This window comes from Thalassotalea eurytherma, from assembly GCF_030161415.1.
Classification (GTDB): domain Bacteria; phylum Pseudomonadota; class Gammaproteobacteria; order Enterobacterales; family Alteromonadaceae; genus Thalassotalea_G; species Thalassotalea_G eurytherma.
Map to the genome: position 1 here is coordinate 1 of NZ_BSSU01000021.1, position 15,907 is coordinate 15,907.

The 15,907-nt window shown below is 37.8% G+C and carries 21 protein-coding genes and 3 pseudogenes; 6 read left to right on the top strand and 18 right to left on the bottom strand.

What is annotated here, in order from left to right; all coding sequences use genetic code 11:
* Together QQK02_RS16055 and QQK02_RS16060 are read left to right on the top strand one after the other, a co-directional pair.
* Window positions 1–539 (top strand): hypothetical protein (locus QQK02_RS16055; protein ID WP_456124102.1); only part of this gene is annotated, 539 nt, incomplete at its 5' end.
* Window positions 540–750: 211 nt separating this feature from the next.
* Entirely contained in the window at window positions 751–1,332 is a 582-nt protein-coding gene (locus QQK02_RS16060) for a PEP-CTERM sorting domain-containing protein (protein WP_284209160.1), read from the top strand.
* 310 nt (window positions 1,333–1,642) lie between these two features.
* On the opposite strand, the gene QQK02_RS16065 is transcribed toward QQK02_RS16060, so the two are convergent.
* Window positions 1,643–2,089 carry a DUF6691 family protein gene (locus tag QQK02_RS16065; protein ID WP_284209161.1) on the bottom strand — a complete coding sequence of 149 codons (447 nt, stop codon included), beginning with the start codon at window positions 2,087–2,089 and terminating at the stop codon, window positions 1,643–1,645.
* 8 nt (window positions 2,090–2,097) lie between these two features.
* Window positions 2,098–2,511 (bottom strand): YeeE/YedE family protein, encoded by a 414-nt coding sequence (locus QQK02_RS16070; protein WP_284209162.1) that lies wholly within the window; start codon window positions 2,509–2,511, stop codon window positions 2,098–2,100.
* Window positions 2,512–2,668: 157 nt separating this feature from the next.
* On the opposite strand from QQK02_RS16070, the pseudogene QQK02_RS16075 reads away from it, so the two are divergent.
* Window positions 2,669–4,317: pseudogene (locus QQK02_RS16075) on the top strand (FAD-dependent oxidoreductase).
* Window positions 4,318–4,502: 185 nt separating this feature from the next.
* Window positions 4,503–7,037 (top strand): EAL domain-containing protein, encoded by a 2,535-nt coding sequence (locus QQK02_RS16080; protein ID WP_284209163.1) that lies wholly within the window; start codon window positions 4,503–4,505, stop codon window positions 7,035–7,037.
* Between the two features lie 149 nt (window positions 7,038–7,186).
* On the opposite strand, the gene QQK02_RS16085 is transcribed toward QQK02_RS16080, so the two are convergent.
* The 3 genes from QQK02_RS16085 to QQK02_RS16095 are packed head-to-tail and all read right to left on the bottom strand — an operon-like array spanning window position 7,187 to window position 8,228.
* Window positions 7,187–7,528 carry a Fis family transcriptional regulator gene (locus QQK02_RS16085; protein ID WP_284209165.1) on the bottom strand — a complete coding sequence of 114 codons (342 nt, stop codon included), beginning with the start codon at window positions 7,526–7,528 and terminating at the stop codon, window positions 7,187–7,189.
* A 12-nt stretch (window positions 7,529–7,540) separates the two neighbouring features.
* Window positions 7,541–7,912 (bottom strand): hypothetical protein, encoded by a 372-nt coding sequence (locus QQK02_RS16090; RefSeq protein ID WP_284209166.1) that lies wholly within the window; start codon window positions 7,910–7,912, stop codon window positions 7,541–7,543.
* Window positions 7,913–7,967: 55 nt separating this feature from the next.
* Window positions 7,968–8,228 carry a hypothetical protein gene (locus tag QQK02_RS16095; protein WP_284209167.1) on the bottom strand — a complete coding sequence of 87 codons (261 nt, stop codon included), beginning with the start codon at window positions 8,226–8,228 and terminating at the stop codon, window positions 7,968–7,970.
* 339 nt (window positions 8,229–8,567) lie between these two features.
* Here QQK02_RS16095 and QQK02_RS16100 point away from each other — a divergent pair, with 339 nt between their 5' ends.
* Entirely contained in the window at window positions 8,568–9,230 is a 663-nt protein-coding gene (locus QQK02_RS16100; RefSeq protein ID WP_284209168.1) for a class I SAM-dependent methyltransferase, read from the top strand.
* Between the two features lie 5 nt (window positions 9,231–9,235).
* On the opposite strand, the gene QQK02_RS16105 is transcribed toward QQK02_RS16100, so the two are convergent.
* The 9 genes and pseudogenes from QQK02_RS16105 to QQK02_RS16145 all read right to left on the bottom strand — a co-directional run bounded on the left by QQK02_RS16105 (window position 9,236) and on the right by QQK02_RS16145 (window position 13,537).
* Window positions 9,236–9,679, bottom strand: a complete 444-nt coding sequence (locus QQK02_RS16105; protein ID WP_284209169.1) for an MBOAT family O-acyltransferase — start codon at window positions 9,677–9,679, stop codon at window positions 9,236–9,238.
* A gap of 45 nt (window positions 9,680–9,724) precedes the next feature.
* Window positions 9,725–9,931, bottom strand: coding sequence for a zinc ribbon domain-containing protein (locus QQK02_RS16110; RefSeq protein ID WP_284209170.1), 207 nt, complete (start codon window positions 9,929–9,931; stop codon window positions 9,725–9,727).
* Between the two features lie 32 nt (window positions 9,932–9,963).
* The gene (locus QQK02_RS16115) at window positions 9,964–10,299 is read right to left on the bottom strand and encodes a 5-carboxymethyl-2-hydroxymuconate Delta-isomerase (protein ID WP_284209172.1); all 336 of its coding nucleotides are present in this window, start codon (window positions 10,297–10,299) and stop codon (window positions 9,964–9,966) included.
* A 35-nt stretch (window positions 10,300–10,334) separates the two neighbouring features.
* A complete protein-coding gene (locus QQK02_RS16120; protein WP_284209174.1) occupies window positions 10,335–10,871 on the bottom strand; it encodes a DUF924 family protein in 537 nt (178 codons plus the stop codon).
* 65 nt (window positions 10,872–10,936) lie between these two features.
* Window positions 10,937–11,851, bottom strand: a pseudogene (locus tag QQK02_RS16125) (glutaminase).
* Between the two features lie 113 nt (window positions 11,852–11,964).
* The gene (locus tag QQK02_RS16130) at window positions 11,965–12,093 is read right to left on the bottom strand and encodes a hypothetical protein (protein WP_284209175.1); all 129 of its coding nucleotides are present in this window, start codon (window positions 12,091–12,093) and stop codon (window positions 11,965–11,967) included.
* Between the two features lie 154 nt (window positions 12,094–12,247).
* On the bottom strand, window positions 12,248–12,736 hold the full coding sequence (locus QQK02_RS16135; protein WP_284209176.1) for an ATP-binding cassette domain-containing protein: 489 nt from the start codon (window positions 12,734–12,736) through the stop codon (window positions 12,248–12,250).
* A gap of 114 nt (window positions 12,737–12,850) precedes the next feature.
* Window positions 12,851–12,922 (bottom strand): annotated as a pseudogene (locus tag QQK02_RS16440) (DUF1272 domain-containing protein); the annotation flags it as partial.
* Window positions 12,923–13,075: 153 nt separating this feature from the next.
* Window positions 13,076–13,537 (bottom strand): hypothetical protein, encoded by a 462-nt coding sequence (locus tag QQK02_RS16145; RefSeq protein WP_284209177.1) that lies wholly within the window; start codon window positions 13,535–13,537, stop codon window positions 13,076–13,078.
* Between the two features lie 207 nt (window positions 13,538–13,744).
* Between QQK02_RS16145 and QQK02_RS16150 the strand changes: the two genes are divergently transcribed.
* Window positions 13,745–13,984, top strand: coding sequence for an RNA recognition motif domain-containing protein (locus tag QQK02_RS16150; RefSeq protein WP_284209179.1), 240 nt, complete (start codon window positions 13,745–13,747; stop codon window positions 13,982–13,984).
* Window positions 13,985–14,077: 93 nt separating this feature from the next.
* On the opposite strand, the gene QQK02_RS16155 is transcribed toward QQK02_RS16150, so the two are convergent.
* From QQK02_RS16155 to QQK02_RS16170, 4 genes are all read right to left on the bottom strand, one after another.
* Window positions 14,078–14,500 (bottom strand): GNAT family N-acetyltransferase, encoded by a 423-nt coding sequence (locus tag QQK02_RS16155; RefSeq protein ID WP_284209180.1) that lies wholly within the window; start codon window positions 14,498–14,500, stop codon window positions 14,078–14,080.
* A 55-nt stretch (window positions 14,501–14,555) separates the two neighbouring features.
* Window positions 14,556–14,963: a GFA family protein gene (locus QQK02_RS16160; protein ID WP_284209182.1), complete on the bottom strand. Its 408-nt coding sequence runs from the start codon at window positions 14,961–14,963 to the stop codon at window positions 14,556–14,558.
* Window positions 14,964–15,164: 201 nt separating this feature from the next.
* Complete coding sequence (locus tag QQK02_RS16165; RefSeq protein WP_284209184.1) at window positions 15,165–15,422, bottom strand: hypothetical protein; 258 nt, start codon at window positions 15,420–15,422, stop codon at window positions 15,165–15,167.
* 160 nt (window positions 15,423–15,582) lie between these two features.
* Window positions 15,583–15,907 (bottom strand): hypothetical protein (locus tag QQK02_RS16170; RefSeq protein WP_284209185.1); only part of this gene is annotated, 325 nt, incomplete at its 5' end.

A 15,907-nucleotide genomic window follows, 5' to 3' on the forward strand; every position in this document is an offset into this window, starting at 1 on the left:
GTTTCAGTTTAGGGGAAGTGGACAAAATCAAAGCTGCACTTTGGCAAACGCAGCTATCAAACAGAAAGAGAGTGGGTAATGCTAAATCAGAATGGATAATTAACCCCAGCAAAGAATCCCGATTAGCTATGATGCTGCCGCTTGGTGATGTTAAGAATATGAACCCAAAGTTAGTAGAACAGTCATTAATGAATGCTTCACTTCATGGTGTCGATAATTGGTTTCAAATCTTACGCAGACATATCAACTTTTTAGAGCGACCAGTCACCAGCGCCACTAACTCAAAACGTTGGAATGCCTATGCAGGCTATAACCCAGAATGGATGGTAAAACTAATTGAAATTAAACGCGTATATTTCAATTATTGCATGACCAATGAGCGCACCATTAACAAAAATTATAAAAGTTACGACAAACCAAAACCTACCACACCCGCTATGCGGCTTGGTTTAACCAAGAAGGTTTATACAGCCCAAGAGTTACTCTCGTTTAGCTTAGATAAAGTGCGTATTGATGAGGTATATCGTAAGCAAGGTTAATATCGAATAAACAACTCTATTTGCCGATTTTAGTGTCAGGATATTTTACAAAAGTACAACTCTAAAACTCACCTTTAACGCTAAGTTATTGTTTTTTTTTTGCAAGTTGCTTAATTGGTATCATTCCTGCTTTGTACCCAATAGTATTTATTTTTAGCTTTATTAAATACCTGCCAACCTTGATGGACAGGGATTAAAAAGGACAACTCAAATGAAAAACAAATTTTTAAAAGGCTTAATTGCAAGCATAGTGTTAGCTGTCAGTGGTTTTGCTAATGCAGGGCTGATTGATTTTACTACACTAGGCAATGAAGGATTTGTTTGGGGTGATATATTGCCACAAGATTATTTTGCAGAAGATGGAGTTATTATTACAGGTGTAGATGGTGATATAGTGCAGCTTCCCTGTGGTCTTTGCCTTTCAGCATCAAACAGTTTAAATGATTTCCAAGGGCAGCTATGGATTGAATTTATTGATTATTCTTCATCACTTAACAGCACTGTTCAAAATATTAGGTTTTCTACAATAAATGATATGACATTTACTTTCTTTGATGATGCTGGAAATGTGTTAGGTGCAGATAATATGTTAAATTCAACTGTCACTGAATTTTATTCATTTTCTAGTGGAATTTCGAAAGTGCTAGTAGATTTTGATTACGCAGGAATTTTTTATATTGAGTTTAACGGATTTGCACCTGATTCCGTTTCTGTGCCAGAGCCGTCAACTATAGCTGTTTTTGCTTTGGGTTTATTAGGGTTAGCCTCTCGTAAATTTACGAAACAAGCTTAGTAAAAAAGTACCACTAAAGTAGAAAGCACTGATCATAATGGTTAGTGCTTTTTCGTTATGGATATATGAGAACAAGAATCCATAGTAAAACCAAACCACAAGATTTCAAATAACTCAGTAACTAGCTGAAATATTTAACTAATCGTACATTTTTAAGAGATTCGAAAACTTTCTTGTGGCTCAATAGCTATTGAAAAATAAAGAAAAATTTTCTGAAAATAAAAAGTCGCTTTGCTATTTAAACAAAACGACTCCGAGTTGACTCAATAGCCCGCTATTGGCGAGCTTTTTTTGTCATTAGCTGGTTATATTATTGCACTTCACAGGCCACGGTTTCCTCACGATTCGTTTCTAAAAGCTTAACAAGTAAGAACCCACCAATCATAGCTGACACAAACCAATAAGCATCACTATTGCCTAGGAAAAGTGACGAAACAACGGGCCCTGGGCAAACACCAAGTATGCCCCAGCCTATGCCAAATATTATTGAACCAATCACTAGGCGATTATCAACATCTTTGTTTTGGTTAACACAAAAGTTATCCGTTAACACAGGCTGCTTTCGATTTTTAATACCAAACTGGTATACCGACAAAAATACAAGTAAAGCGCCACCAATAACAACCATTAAGCTTGCATTCCAGCCTTCAAAAATACTAAGAAAGCTTAGTACATTATTGGGCACGATCATGCCTGAGATTGCCATACCAAGGCCAAAGGTAACGCCTGCAATCAGTGCTATAAGAAAATAAAACATAAGCGCTCCTAAATAAAAGACATTAAGTTGTAAGTAATAATTGCACTAAGCATAAACACGATCGTGGCAACCAATGAGCGCTTAGACAGTCGACCGATACCGACAATACCATGGCCACTTGTACAGCCATTAGCGAGTTTGGTACCAATGCCAACCAGTAAACCAGCAATAATGACCACTGCAGTGCTATCGTTATAACTCGCCACGGTTTCAACATGAAACGCAGTTACAGCGATATAGCCACCTACAGCCATACCAAGAATAAATAGTACGCGCCAAGCAACATCGCCTACTCTAGGTGGAATCAAGCCGCCAACAATGCCACTTATACCAGCCGTTTTTCCACAAAAAAGCATCAGTAAGGTTGCAGATATTCCTAGTAACAGGCCGCCTACTAACGCATCAACAAAAGGGAAAGTCATAAGTATCCTCCAAACTATAATGGCGTTATTGTTAAGAAATTTAGCTCACAATACTGTTAAGTAAATGTAAAACATGTAGGTAAAATGTAGCCGCTATTTAAATGCCAGATTTATCAACCTAGAATAACCCATAGTATTTTTGATAAAGGTAGTTGGTATGAAAATCCTCATTATTGGAGGCGTTGCTGGTGGTGCGTCAGCAGCGGCGAGAGCAAGACGTCTCAATGAAGACGCTACAATTATTATGTTTGAGCGCGGTCCCTATGTATCCTTTGCAAACTGTGGTCTGCCATATCACATTGGTGGTGACATTAAAGATAGAGAGAACTTGATTTTACAAAGCCCTGAGAGTTTCTTAGCACGCTTTAACGTCGATGTTAGGGTAAACAACGAAGTATTATCGATTGATCGCCAAAGTAAAGCGGTTACAGTCAGCCACTTAACAACCGGCGAAACCTACCAAGAAAGTTACGATTATTTAATTTTAAGCCCTGGCGCCTCACCCGTTGTGCCACCTATTCCTGGTATAGCTAACCCACTAACCTTTTCATTAAGAAATATTCCAGATATGGACAATATTATTCAGGTGATCGGGAACAAAAATGTTAAACATGCGACCGTTGTTGGTGGAGGCTTTATTGGTTTAGAAATGATGGAAGCGTTCCATCAGCTAGGTATAAACACAACATTGGTTGAAATGGCTCATCAAGTAATGACGCCCATTGACAAAGAGATGGCAGCCTTTGCCCATCAGGAAATTCGCCAACATGGTATTGATCTGCGCTTGGGTGTCGCGCTTTCTTCAGCCCATCACGATGTTGAAGAAAAACGGCTTGTGCTAACACTCAATAACGGTGAAACCCTTAACACCGAACTATTGATCATGGCGATTGGCGTTAGGCCTGAAAACCACTTGGCGAAATCAGCAGGACTTACTATAGGTAAGTTAGGTGGCATTCAAACCAATAAACACATGCAAACCAATGATCCATCAATTTTTGCGGTTGGTGATGCTGTAGAAGTTGAAGATTTTGTCATAAAATCACCTACGCTGGTGCCACTTGCAGGACCAGCTAATCGACAAGGACGCATGGCTGCCGACAACATTATGGGGCGCAGCGAGCAATATCAAGGCACCCAAGGCACTGCAATTTGTAAGATATTCGATTTGGCAGTTGCATCAACAGGTAAAAACGAAAAGCAATTGCTTGAGCAAGCATTGCCATATGAAAAAGTTTATGTCCATGGTGCAAGTCATGCGAGCTATTACCCCGGTGCACAAACGGTGTCGTTTAAACTGCTTTTTAATAAGTCGTCCGGAAAAATATACGGCGCACAAGCAGTTGGTAAAAAAGGTGTAGATAAACGAATCGATATTATTGCTGTTGCTCAAAGAGCAGGCATGACGGTCGATCAATTACAGCACTTAGAACTCACCTATGCGCCACCTTATGGCAGCGCAAAAGATATCATCAACCAAGCTGCTTTTGTCGCGACAAACATTATTAAAGGGACCTAACACCAATCCACTATGACAAGATTGCACATTTAAACGATAACCAAATATTAGTCGATGTTCGAAATCCCGGTGAATTAGAAAAACTCGGTAAAATTGGCAACGCGATCAATATACCTGTTGATCAATTACGTAGCCGAATAAGTGAACTGCCCAAAGATAAAGAAATCGTTGTCTATTGCCAAGTGGGTTTGCGTGGTAATGTCGCCTATCGCCAACTCGTCAATCATGGCTTTAAAGCAAGAAACCTGATTGGTGGTTTTAAAACCTATAGTGCATCAATCCAATAACTAACATTGAAATACGGGAAGCTGTGTTCTCCACACTTCCCCTCGATGCAAAACTGAAAACAGTAAACCAAGCCTAGATATCAACTTCGAGCTGTAAAAATCAACATAATGTGTTATTTTAAAACAAGGAGATCAAGTAGTTAGTTCTATTACATAGAGCTAAGCCGGCGGGATATTTAGGCAGCATGCGAAACCAATCATTTATGCCACGAGCAATTAAGCCATTGATAATCATGGTATTTCTTACCCTGATATTTTTTGTAGTGCATAGTTCAACTAATTTTCTGGCTAGATATACTCACCAAACTGTCGAGCTAAAAGACAATATCAATATTGATTATCGCTACTTCATCGACAAAAAACCGTCTGCTTCACCCGAAAAAATGCTCGAGTTACTTCAACAATTTATTCCTGAAGACGCTAAAAACATTCCTTATCAACTTGCAGATCAAACCTATTGGGTATTAGGTAAATACTTAAATAATAGTAACCAAACAGAAGCCTTTGTACTGCATATCGACAATGCAATGTTAGATGTGTTGGAAGTTTATGAACTTGACCAATTCTTGAATATAACGCAAGTTTTTAATTTAAAAGACTTTACCCAAAATAATGAAATACTTACTTTTCCTCATTTTTCTTTTGAATTAACACCTTTTCAAGACAAGCGCTTTTTCATTAAGTTAAAAACCTATGGTCCACCAGAGATCCCAATAAACTTATACAAAATCCAAGCGTTTAATGACAATCTTCAAGCCAGTATTGCGTTATATGGCGCTTTCGTAAGTTGTATCGTGTTAATGGCGTTATACAACTTAGTGCTATACCTCTCTATCAAAGACAAAGTGTATATTTGTTACCTCACCTATTTAGTCAGCACTTTTCTTACAGTTACCAGCTTGAACGGCTTTGGTTACTTATTATTTGGCTACGAGCTTCAACAATGGTTACAAAGCCATATTATTCAAGTTAACATCATGATTATCATCAGCTTACTACTGTTCACTAGCTATTTCTTACAATACGATCAAGAAGATTCTTGGGTAGCAAAAACAAGTAGTACCCTATGTATAGCACTAGGTATTATTGGTATTGGACTAAGTTATACAGATCTCATTTTCCAAGCTAAGGTATTCTTCTCAATACAGCCGTTTTTCTACTTGTATGCAATATTCATTATTGCTCAAAAACTGACAACTACTTTTACATGGGCAAGGTTCTACTTTATTTCATGGTTGCCTTTTTTAGGAGGAGCCGCCATACAACCCCTTGCCTTACTCAACATAATTGAATCGTCATTTTGGACAAATCATGCCTTTTTAATTGGCGTGATGGTTGAAACGACCTTTATGGCCTTTGCGTTAGGCGAAAGAATGCGGATGAGTGAGCAGCAAAAAATTGCCACACTCACCTATCATGAAGACACTAAGATTTTAAAAAGTCTCAATTTAGAAAACCGCATTAAGCAATTGCGAATGCAGGGTGAAACCGACTTTGCCGTTTTAGCGATTGAACCAGAACAAATTAACGTTGTGTCGCTATATGTTGAAAACTATGAAGTAAATGACCTATATAAGTCGATTGAACAAGGCTTAAATTCACTCTTTTTATATAACGATAATGTCGAAAGCTTAATTCAAGGCAAGCAAAAAATATGTGTTGATGAAATGGGCACTATCTACCTATTGTTTAAACAAAAGCAAGAAGAAGAAATTACCGTTTTTATTGAATCTATTTTAAGGAAGTTCAAAGAAATCTATCGCGTTAAGAATGTGAATTTTCCACTAAGTGCAACGGTTGGTATCGCACTTAATAAGAATAATGAATTGAAGACAGAAAGTTTGATGCAACACGCGAAGTATGCCATTGAACAAGCGAAGAAAAGACAACTGCCATGGCTCTATTATCAGCATGAAAGTCACAAAAAAGACGCTTATTTATTAGACTTAGCGGCTGACATGATTAAAGCCTATAACAACAATGAATTTGAGCTACTGCACCAACCTCAGGTTGATTTAAAAACCCTAAAAGTGTGTGGTAGTGAAGTACTATTACGCTGGACAAAAGCCGACGGAACTATCGTACCAAACGATGTCTTTATACCTTTAGCTATTGATGTAGGTTTAATTAAACAAATTAGTTACTGGGTATTTAAGCAGGCATTGAAACAGCAGCAAGAAATCATTGAAAGTGGTTATCACAGTCATTTGATTAGTGTGAACATGACGAACAAAGATGTCACTGAACCAAATTTTTATAATTTTATTAACGATACCATTAATCAAATGAAGGTAGCGCCAGAGCATATTGTTATAGAGCTTACTAACCCAAGCAAACTCATAACTAACCCAAACGCTTTAGCAAATATGAAAAATATTAATGCCTTAGGGCTCACCCTCAGTGTTGATGATTTTGGCGAAGGTGATTCAAATATCTCTCATATTAGTAAACTGCCTTGTCAGGAGCTCAAGCTAGACAATAAGCTTATTGAAAGCTTATTGAGCCTACCAAAGCAGCAGAAAATCATAAAAGGCACCATCAAAATAGCTAAAATGTTAGGTATAGAAGTCGTTGCTGAAGGCATTGAAAGTCAGGAAGAAGAATTGCAATTAAGAGAGCTCGGTTGTGACATAGGTCAGGGATATTTCTATACCCAGCCACTGCCTTTACCTCAGTATTTAAAATGGCTAGAAGACAATCGATTAGGCCTAAATCGTTAGCTGGTACCTAAATAGCGCCATGCTAATTAGGAAAAGGTTTTTCACACTTTATTCCTAGTCGACAACAACAAACAAAGTAACGCGTTACCAAGGCAACCCAAAAAAACCATTAATATCAATAACTAAAAATACTCAACTAAGTTTAACTGCTAACCTAAGCGTTTTGCCCAATTCCCATCAGTTTCGCTGTCACAACTCTCTTCACTATCGAAGAACACATGGTTATTGATGCTTTTAATATTGATATCAATACCTTTTAATGCGGTTGCTAACTGCTCTAACAATCCGTGTTTTTCTTTTGATTTAACGAAGGTAGCCAATTGACTATTTGCCTTAAAAACACAGGTGATTTGTAATGAATCAGGAAAACTTGCATAGTTTACTCGATGAGTTAGCCAGACAAATCCATCGATGTCCTCTAAGGCATTTTCACAGACATCCGTTAACGATTTGCGCAAATTATTTTCTATTTTTTTGTCTGATTTCTTCACAGTACTGCCTTACTATAAAACTGAAATATAAACTAAATAGGCGCCAAATATTAATGAGAAAACACCAGCTACCGAGAATATAGGTCTTAGAGTACTTGCTGACCAAACGGCAAACGCTTTATGTCGTTTTTCACCTACCACGACCAAACCAATTCCAACCGTGATTAAGATATACCCGATTACATTAACTAATTCAGGGTGCTTGGTCGCCTGACCAAAGTAGACAAACAGTCCACCACATACCATGCGACTAGAAACTTCAAACCAGTGAAAGAATGTTTGTTTACTAAAACTAACAATGCCAACCGCCCAATAGCTAGGTTTAACGATCATCACAATGCTCAGTAACATCAAAAGAGCGCCAAATGCGGCTATAAAATACATAGCTTTCTCCCGTTGTCTTTGATTGGTTGAGCTATGCCAATAAACGGCGCCATAGCTATTGTGTTTTACCAAATATGCGCTGAATTGCTTTAGCGAGGAAATAGGTTAATAAAACTGCGCCAATAAAGTATAACGCTAGCAGGTAACTATTACCTTTTACGATTTCACCTGTTGTTAGAACACAGTGACCAAGATCGTAATTAAACGTTCCACGTTGTGCTGTGCATTTATCTACAACCGTTTGTTTTATTAGCCATAAAATTAGAGTCACGCTAATTGCAGCACTTATTAGAAAATATAAAGTCTTTTTATTCATAAGGTTTGTAACAATCTACCTGTCAGATTAGTTTATAGGTATTGATAATCTAAATAACAACTAACCCTGTTACATTTAAAACGTAGATAAATGATAACACTAAGCAGCATTAATAATTCAGTCCGTAACGAATAAAGTTCAGGAAACCGATAAATGAATAATATATTTAGCGCTATTTCCTCCCTTACATGAACCTATCTCAGTTTGCAGACTTTCGTCCGAGCCCACTAAACTCCTTGTAATCATCACAGAATACTGTACCTTAACTTCACTTCGGTTTTGTCATTTATGAACAATAAATGTATGTGGCTTAGCTTTTCTAAATGAACTAAGGCACCTATGGCTCCCTCTTTGCGCATCCGTTACCAAACAATTGAAGTTGGTAAAAATGATATTCACCTATGTACTTTGCGCGACAAACAACAGTTTTCAGATCCCAACGATGAAGCGTTAGATCTTGGTATTTCATCTGCCAGCTGGCCAATATTTGGTGTCGTCTGGCCATCAAGTGTCGTGTTAGCTAACCATGTGTTAGGACTTAACACGAGCGGTAAGCGTATCCTAGAGGTGGGTTGTGGCATGGCACTAACCAGTCACTTATTAAATAAACAACAAGCGGATATTACTGCTACAGATTACCACCCTGAAGTCGAAGGCTTTTTAGAGCGAAACACTCAATTGAACAACGGCAATAAAATAGATTTTGAACGTGTTGATTGGGAAGACGATAGCAGTGATCTAGGCCTATTTGATTTGATCATTGGCAGTGACTTATTGTATGAAGATCAACATATTGCGCTGCTTGCACAGTTTATCGAAAACCATACTCATCCCAAAAGCCAAGTGATACTTGTTGACCCTGGCAGAGGAAGAAAAAACAAGTTAACCAAACAAATGACCGCATTTGGTTTTTCTCATGATCATATTAAGCCTGAACACACTGATTATTTAGATGCAGCATTCAAAGGTGTTATATTAAGGTTTTATCGAGAAGAAAAATAACGCAATTAATAAACAAGTAGTAAATGCGTTAAGTAATAGCTAAGAACGATAAAAATACTATTGCATGTTGCTCTAATCAGCCAAGAGTATTGACGATAAGACAGTCCTAAAACTTGGCCAATAAGTGCAATACCGCCCATAAGCACAAACCAAGGCGTAAAAAAGAAAAATACCTGCCACTTAATTATCGCGACAGCAAGATCATGCAATGCACCACTAACAGCAAAAGTCAGCAGCATAGCCAAACCACCTGGTAACACTTGGTGCAGTGGTTTCATCACATACTTAGCTAAATAGTAGCTCCAGATTGGGTTCCAATATTGCCAAAACTGTGCAAAATTCGAAGCTCCAAGTGAATTGTATAACATCGCACTAAGAGAGCCCTTACCGCCTAGAGCTACACCAGTGCGGCGTTTTACATATTGAGCTAAGGTGATAGAAGCTTGCATAAAAGAACAACGCCAAGTTAACAATATTAAGCAATAATAGCTGGTTTATTTGGTAAACAAATCAAACACATTACCTAAGGTGCTTGTTTTACCGCGATAGAATTCTGTGTATGTACAGTTTTTACATATCACCGCGGTAAATTTTCTATTTTGCATATCAAAAATTTTCGACCAGCCACTACCTGTTGTCGCAATCGTGTCGGTATCAAAATCTCTGCAATCACATTTGGGACATTGCCATCCTTTAGACATAATAACTCCTTGTTTTACTTAGTTGATATTAATTAAACAATAAATTTAGCATAACTCGCGGTATCAATATCAACAACTTCTACTGATAACGAGCAACCAATAAAGTTTAGCGCTTTTAATTGGTTAAGAACTTTTCCTGATAATGATGATTTTTGTTCACCGGTTCTACCTGATAATATTTTTAAGGTAACATGGACAAAGCTAATCTCTATACTACCTGTTTTATAATGGTTGAACGGCATCGCCCTTACTTTTATGTCGCTTCCTAAAGAAGAAAACAATCCTGAGTCTAATGCACTTTGGTGAACAGCTTCCACTAAAGGTTTACCTTCAAGATCATCAGAATATTCAATAATACAGTGTGGCAAATGTCTTCCTTAATCATTTTATTGATCTTAATGCGCTAAAAACTTGAATCAGGTTGATTTAAAAAGAGCCTTTCTTCAAGGGTAGATTGTCTACCGAGCACGTTATTCCTATGAGGGTAACGGCCAAAGCGCTGAATAATTGCTTGGTGTTTACGTTCAAACGTTAAGTTGTTTTCATCACCTAACGCGTTGAAAAGTGCGAGAGCCTGTTCATGAATCACTAATGATTCACTGTGCATAAATGGCATATAACAAAAGCTGCGTTGTGCTTTACTCAACAAAACATCAAAGCCTTTTTCAATTGCCACTTGAGCCAAACAAAGCGCTAAACCATCACTTGCAAAGGATGCTGCTTTATCTCGATAAATATTACGTGAGAATTGATCAAGCACTATAACTTCTGCAAGACTTCCTTCCGGTGATTCCCGCCATTTATACAACTCGCCTTGTTGTGCTTGGTGATGCAACTGACCATAACGTGTTTTAATCAAATCGTCTAGCACAGGATCTTTTTTAAACCACTGTTCTGATGTTAGTTCAGTAAACCAAAACGTTAATACCTGATCGTGCATAGTCAATTCCCTACTTGTTGCGTAATCAAACTACTAGCCTTTACTAAACAAAGACACAGAGCGCTCTAAAAAATAGACCAACCTGTTCGATGAACGAGTTTTTCTAACGCTAATGAACCTAATTTACTATTACCAACGGTATCTCAACCCGGTGACCACACTGCGATCGAAGCCTTGTTGGGTGCAATCGCTAAAATACCACCACCTACGCCACTTTTTCCTGGTAAACCCACTCGATAGGCAAATTCACCAGAGCCGTCATAATGGCCAAACATTAACATCAACGCATTAATGCGCCTTGCACGTTGGGCTGAAACAATACGCTTACCTGTAACCGCGTTAGTACCCTGAGATACCAAAAATAAGCCAGCCTTTGCCAACTGCTCACTATTCATTGCAATTGCACACTGGTGATAATAAGCACCTAGCACACAATTTATATCGTGTTCCATTTGTCCAAACGACGCCATAAAATGTGCTAAGGATGAGTTTCGATGGCCGGTAGCAAGTTCAGAAAGCGCAACACCTTCATCAATAGTAATTGAATTATCGTGTGCTAAATAGCGGATAAATTGAATAAGTTCAGCCAGTAGCTCTTTAGGTTGATGCCCCATCATAATGGCATCTACAACAGCAATTGCACCAGCGTTAATAAAGGGGTTTCGTGGTTTTCCGTGTTCGTGCTCTAACTGAACAATTGAATTAAACGGATCACCTGAAGGCTCTCTACCAACGCGGTGCCACAGTGAATCACCGAGTTTACCTAATGCCATGGTCAGGGTAAAAACTTTAGAAATACTTTGAATAGAAAACAATTGATTAGCGCAACCGGCACTAAATACCTCACCAGATGGCAAAGCAACACTTAGGGCAAACTGGCTTGGATCTACTGCAGCTAATTCAGGAATATAATCGGCAACTTGACCACGATCGGTCATGCCACTTATATCAAAAGCAATTTCATCTAAAATATCCTGCACAAACTGAACTCATTAATTAAAACTTTTGCTGTTTGTAACATGAACAACATGATGAAGACAAAGAATATTTCTCGCTATCGTAAACACTAAACACGCTAATAATTTTGTGTTTATCACTTCATATTTCGCGTTAAGCTTTTACTGGTTGATAATTCCTTACTGCCAACAACATAATCTGTTTTATAGGTGTGTGTACTGCCGAGTAACATCAAAATAGATAATAGTGACTCTAACGATTTCATTTGCCTTCCTTGCACACCAAGTAACCCACCGTTGGGCTCAGATAATGAATAAAATAAGCGAGGCTGGGTAAAAACCAACTATTATTTTAGCTACTCGATAGTTGAACTTGTGTTTTCCTGACAAAAGAGTTGAACAGTTAATGGTAATGGCTTGTTACTTGTAATGGTGATTTGAAACGAGCAGTGTTTTTTTGCCAGCGAATGCTTCAAATAATTGTTGGTGAGCACGCTTTGAAAACGTGTCATTTCGCTTGGTATATTGAGATATCCACTCTATGAGCATGGCTAAATTGGCGTCTTGAGCGGCCTTATTTTCATACTTATGTGGCTCCCAAGGTCGGTTTTTAGCATTTTCTATACAATCATCAACAGATAAATTCAGAAAAATGATTTCTTCAGCCTTCGGTGTAACAAGTTCAAGCAAATCAGCATAACAACCTTCTATAACCCAGCCGTTGTGGGCATTCAAAAAGTCATTGATGGCTTGTGCTGATACTGAAATCGCTAAACGTTGTGGAGGTGAAGCAGCCTGCCATGCAATAGTATCTAAATCTAAATGGGCAAGTTGGTACTTATTTGCTAGCGTTTTTGCTAACGTCGACTTACCAGCACCTGAATTTCCAAAAATAACAAATTTATTCAAAACAACTCCTTTAGCACATTATGCCTAACCACTATTGTATACAGCAATGATGCTATGGATTGGTAACACAGCCATGCTCTTTTACTATGCGTTTAGTTGATGGTGGGTTAGTTTTTAGTGCCGACAACAAAAAGTACACGCAAAGAAACAAATAAATGCATCCGTAGATTCAGGCGGTAAATCTTTATCACATCATTGACAATTAGGTCTTAACGCTAACATTTACCACGCCTTTATATCGATGAATACTACGCCATGTACAAAGCTAAAATCTACACTAAGGTTTGATCCTAGTTACGCTGTTTTACAGCTAAGCGCTATGATTAGATGAAAGTTTTTCTAATTTTTCACAGCAACAGTGCCGCTTAACCAGTCCATAGTAGACAAACTCATGCCACTAAATTGAGCTCTATATCCGACAAATAAAAATGCCGAAATAGCTGTTAGCAATACACTGTATAGTGGAAATCCAAGAAGATAATTACAGTAAACGGCAAGATAAAATAGCGTTACGGTAAAAACTGACCGACCTGCAAGCCATGATAATTGCCACATATTGTTTTTAACGTGTTGATATTTAATGCCAACAACTAAGTCACCGAACGTTCGGTTTTTAGTTTTCATTAACGTCATGAAATTAAGCACAATGTGCCCTAACCATATATTAACAATGATCAGCAACGTATCATTAATCGTGAATGTGTTAAGTATGACAAAGTGAACAAACAGGTAACTCATATAAAAGGTGAATAGCAAAGATATTACTTTCCTAACAACAAAGTGTGTTTTTTCGTTTTTCACTTTCTATCCCTTTAAATACGACACAACTCAATAAACTTTAGCGAGGATTACACGACTAAACAACTATTATCTGCCGAGCTATTGTATGCATTTGTTTCGTTGATAATTGGCTAAATTAAGTTAATTGGCTGAATTTCTGGAAATAGCTTGGTGTATTCGAAATATATGAGACAATTACCACTGCAATAACACACCACATGGTTCATTATGAAACTTTTAGTTCGCAATCTTTCTCGTTCAACAACTGAACAAGAGATCCGTATTCTGTTCTCTGCTCATGGCGCTGTCGCTCAATGCAATTTAGTGTTAGATCAAATAACGGGAAAATCAAAAGGCTTTGCTTTTGTTGAAATGCCTGATGAGAATGAAGCTAAATCAGCTCTTTCTATCTTGCATGAAACAAGAGTGGCAAACAATAGAATTCGAGTGAAAATATCTCAGAATTAACGCCACGCAGTTAACATGCCCTAAATAATGGTTGGCTAACCTTTATTGGAACAAGAGCAAGCCAACTGTTATTCGCCATATTTACCCTACTTGTTACGTTATGTTGTGCGCCATGTAATAAAATCTTTCGTCCTCATTATTGCACGTAAACCCACTCCTAATGTAAAGACGATAAGCAGGACTTATTTTAAACACTTTTAATTTGAGTTTTGTTGCACCCTGCCTTTTAGCCAATCGAATGGCCTCAGCCAATGCCACTGCACCAATCCCTTGATTCTGAAAATTTTGGCAAACTTGAAGATCTCTTAAATAACAGGTGCTGCTATCAAAGGCTAAACGAAAAGCGCCAATGACTTCGCCATCAGATAATATGTCCCAATTATCTAATTCTGAAATCTGTTCTAGTATCTTAGGCTGCTCCCAGTCAACGCCATAATGGGCATAATACGAGTGCATATTGTTATAGGTAATTCCTGCTGATTCAGATAAATCACGGCAAGGTTGATATGAACTCACTTCACTCCTCTCCCCCTATAAACGCCCTATTATTGCTCAATTGCATGAAAGCGCGCTACTTACGACTAGGCTCAAACGCATCATATCTTGGTAACGCTGCATCTAAGTCTTCCCAGTTTGCTTTTGAGGAAACAAAGTTATGCGATAAAGGCCTTTCTGTGATATCTGAATCTAGTATCCCTAATCTTATGCGGTAACGAGCAGGATCTTGTTCATTAGCGCTGTAAACAGGACAACCACAGTGACGACAAAAATGTCTATGTCGGCCAGGCTTAAAACTAAATGTACTTAAGTTTTCAACGCCTGAAAGAATTTCAAAATCTGAAGCGTTTATAAATCCGTTAGTGGCAAAAGCAGTGCCGCTATTCTTTCTGCACAAAGAGCAGTGACAATGAATAATATCGCTGATGTCACCGTTGATTCTTATTTCGACTTCACCACATAAACATTTTCCAAAGTACATACGTTGATTTTACTCCTGCCCTGTTTGCGCTATTTGTTAGGCGCATTTACAGCTAAAGCTAGCTCTCTAGGAAAATATAGCCCTAACAGTCTGAAAAATATCCGATAGTTTAATTGAACAAGGCAATACCTAAATAAAAGCCTTATAAAAGTTTTGCTTATATCGGTAATAAAAAACTCATTGCTAAATTTAGTCGTCTAACTACATTGAATCATTTTCTTTAACCTTAAATTTTGCAATTTTTTTAACAATAAAATCTAACGCAATAGTGACCAATAAAACAATAACGGCCCTGACAATAAAGCCAATGCCATCTAATGCATCAGCGGTACAACCTAAACTTAACCAATGACAATAAAATGAATCAATCGCATACGGTGACGCGATAGCAAGGATAATTAAAATGATAAAACGAAACTCTTCCCTAAGATTTAAATACCGTAAGACACTTACAATCATTAGAGAAACTATGACAGTAGATAAAACATAACCCATTGCTTAATGACTCCTACATAAGTTAAGGCATACTCATGAGTTGATACAAGCATACCAGCACCTTATTAGTGAGGTTAGTCAATACAGTCTAAACGTTATTTCATCAAACTCAATGACTTATCTACTACTTTTTGGTGTGCTTATTTATTGTATTTGTAAGCTGTTCAGCGATATCCAAACATTCTTTTTTATCTTTACCTTTTAACTCTTCACAACCTGTTCTCTCTTTAGGTTCGTTGCCGGGTAAAGGATCTCCGGTTATGACCGATTTTGCGATATCAATATCAGCTTTTACTCCCATATCGGAAAAGCTTGTTTCTCTATCATCCGGATACTTCGGTGGAAACTTTTTGTCCATCGCTATGCCTACCAAGGTGCACCCCTGCACCAGCATTAACATAAGCGCAAATAACATGATTTTTTTCATAGATTGAATCCTTGACGGTAAA

Bases quoted from the DNA above. Each gene is read 5' to 3' on its own strand.
- QQK02_RS16105 (WP_284209169.1), bottom strand. From the start codon at position 9,679: ATGCAAGCTTCTATCACCTTAGCTCAATATGTAAAACGCCGCACTGGT.
- QQK02_RS16160 (WP_284209182.1), bottom strand. From the start codon at position 14,963: ATGTACTTTGGAAAATGTTTATGTGGTGAAGTCGAAATAAGAATCAAC.
- QQK02_RS16095 (WP_284209167.1), bottom strand. From the start codon at position 8,228: ATGAATAAAAAGACTTTATATTTTCTAATAAGTGCTGCAATTAGCGTG.
- QQK02_RS16090 (WP_284209166.1), bottom strand. From the start codon at position 7,912: ATGTATTTTATAGCCGCATTTGGCGCTCTTTTGATGTTACTGAGCATT.
- QQK02_RS16165 (WP_284209184.1), bottom strand. From the start codon at position 15,422: ATGATTGTAAGTGTCTTACGGTATTTAAATCTTAGGGAAGAGTTTCGT.
- QQK02_RS16065 (WP_284209161.1), bottom strand. From the start codon at position 2,089: ATGTTTTATTTTCTTATAGCACTGATTGCAGGCGTTACCTTTGGCCTT.
- QQK02_RS16060 (WP_284209160.1), top strand. From the start codon at position 751: ATGAAAAACAAATTTTTAAAAGGCTTAATTGCAAGCATAGTGTTAGCT.
- QQK02_RS16110 (WP_284209170.1), bottom strand. From the start codon at position 9,931: ATGTCTAAAGGATGGCAATGTCCCAAATGTGATTGCAGAGATTTTGAT.
- QQK02_RS16100 (WP_284209168.1), top strand. From the start codon at position 8,568: ATGGCTCCCTCTTTGCGCATCCGTTACCAAACAATTGAAGTTGGTAAA.
- QQK02_RS16070 (WP_284209162.1), bottom strand. From the start codon at position 2,511: ATGACTTTCCCTTTTGTTGATGCGTTAGTAGGCGGCCTGTTACTAGGA.
- QQK02_RS16150 (WP_284209179.1), top strand. From the start codon at position 13,745: ATGAAACTTTTAGTTCGCAATCTTTCTCGTTCAACAACTGAACAAGAG.
- QQK02_RS16080 (WP_284209163.1), top strand. From the start codon at position 4,503: ATGCGAAACCAATCATTTATGCCACGAGCAATTAAGCCATTGATAATC.
- QQK02_RS16120 (WP_284209174.1), bottom strand. From the start codon at position 10,871: ATGCACGATCAGGTATTAACGTTTTGGTTTACTGAACTAACATCAGAA.
- QQK02_RS16130 (WP_284209175.1), bottom strand. From the start codon at position 12,093: ATGAAATCGTTAGAGTCACTATTATCTATTTTGATGTTACTCGGCAGT.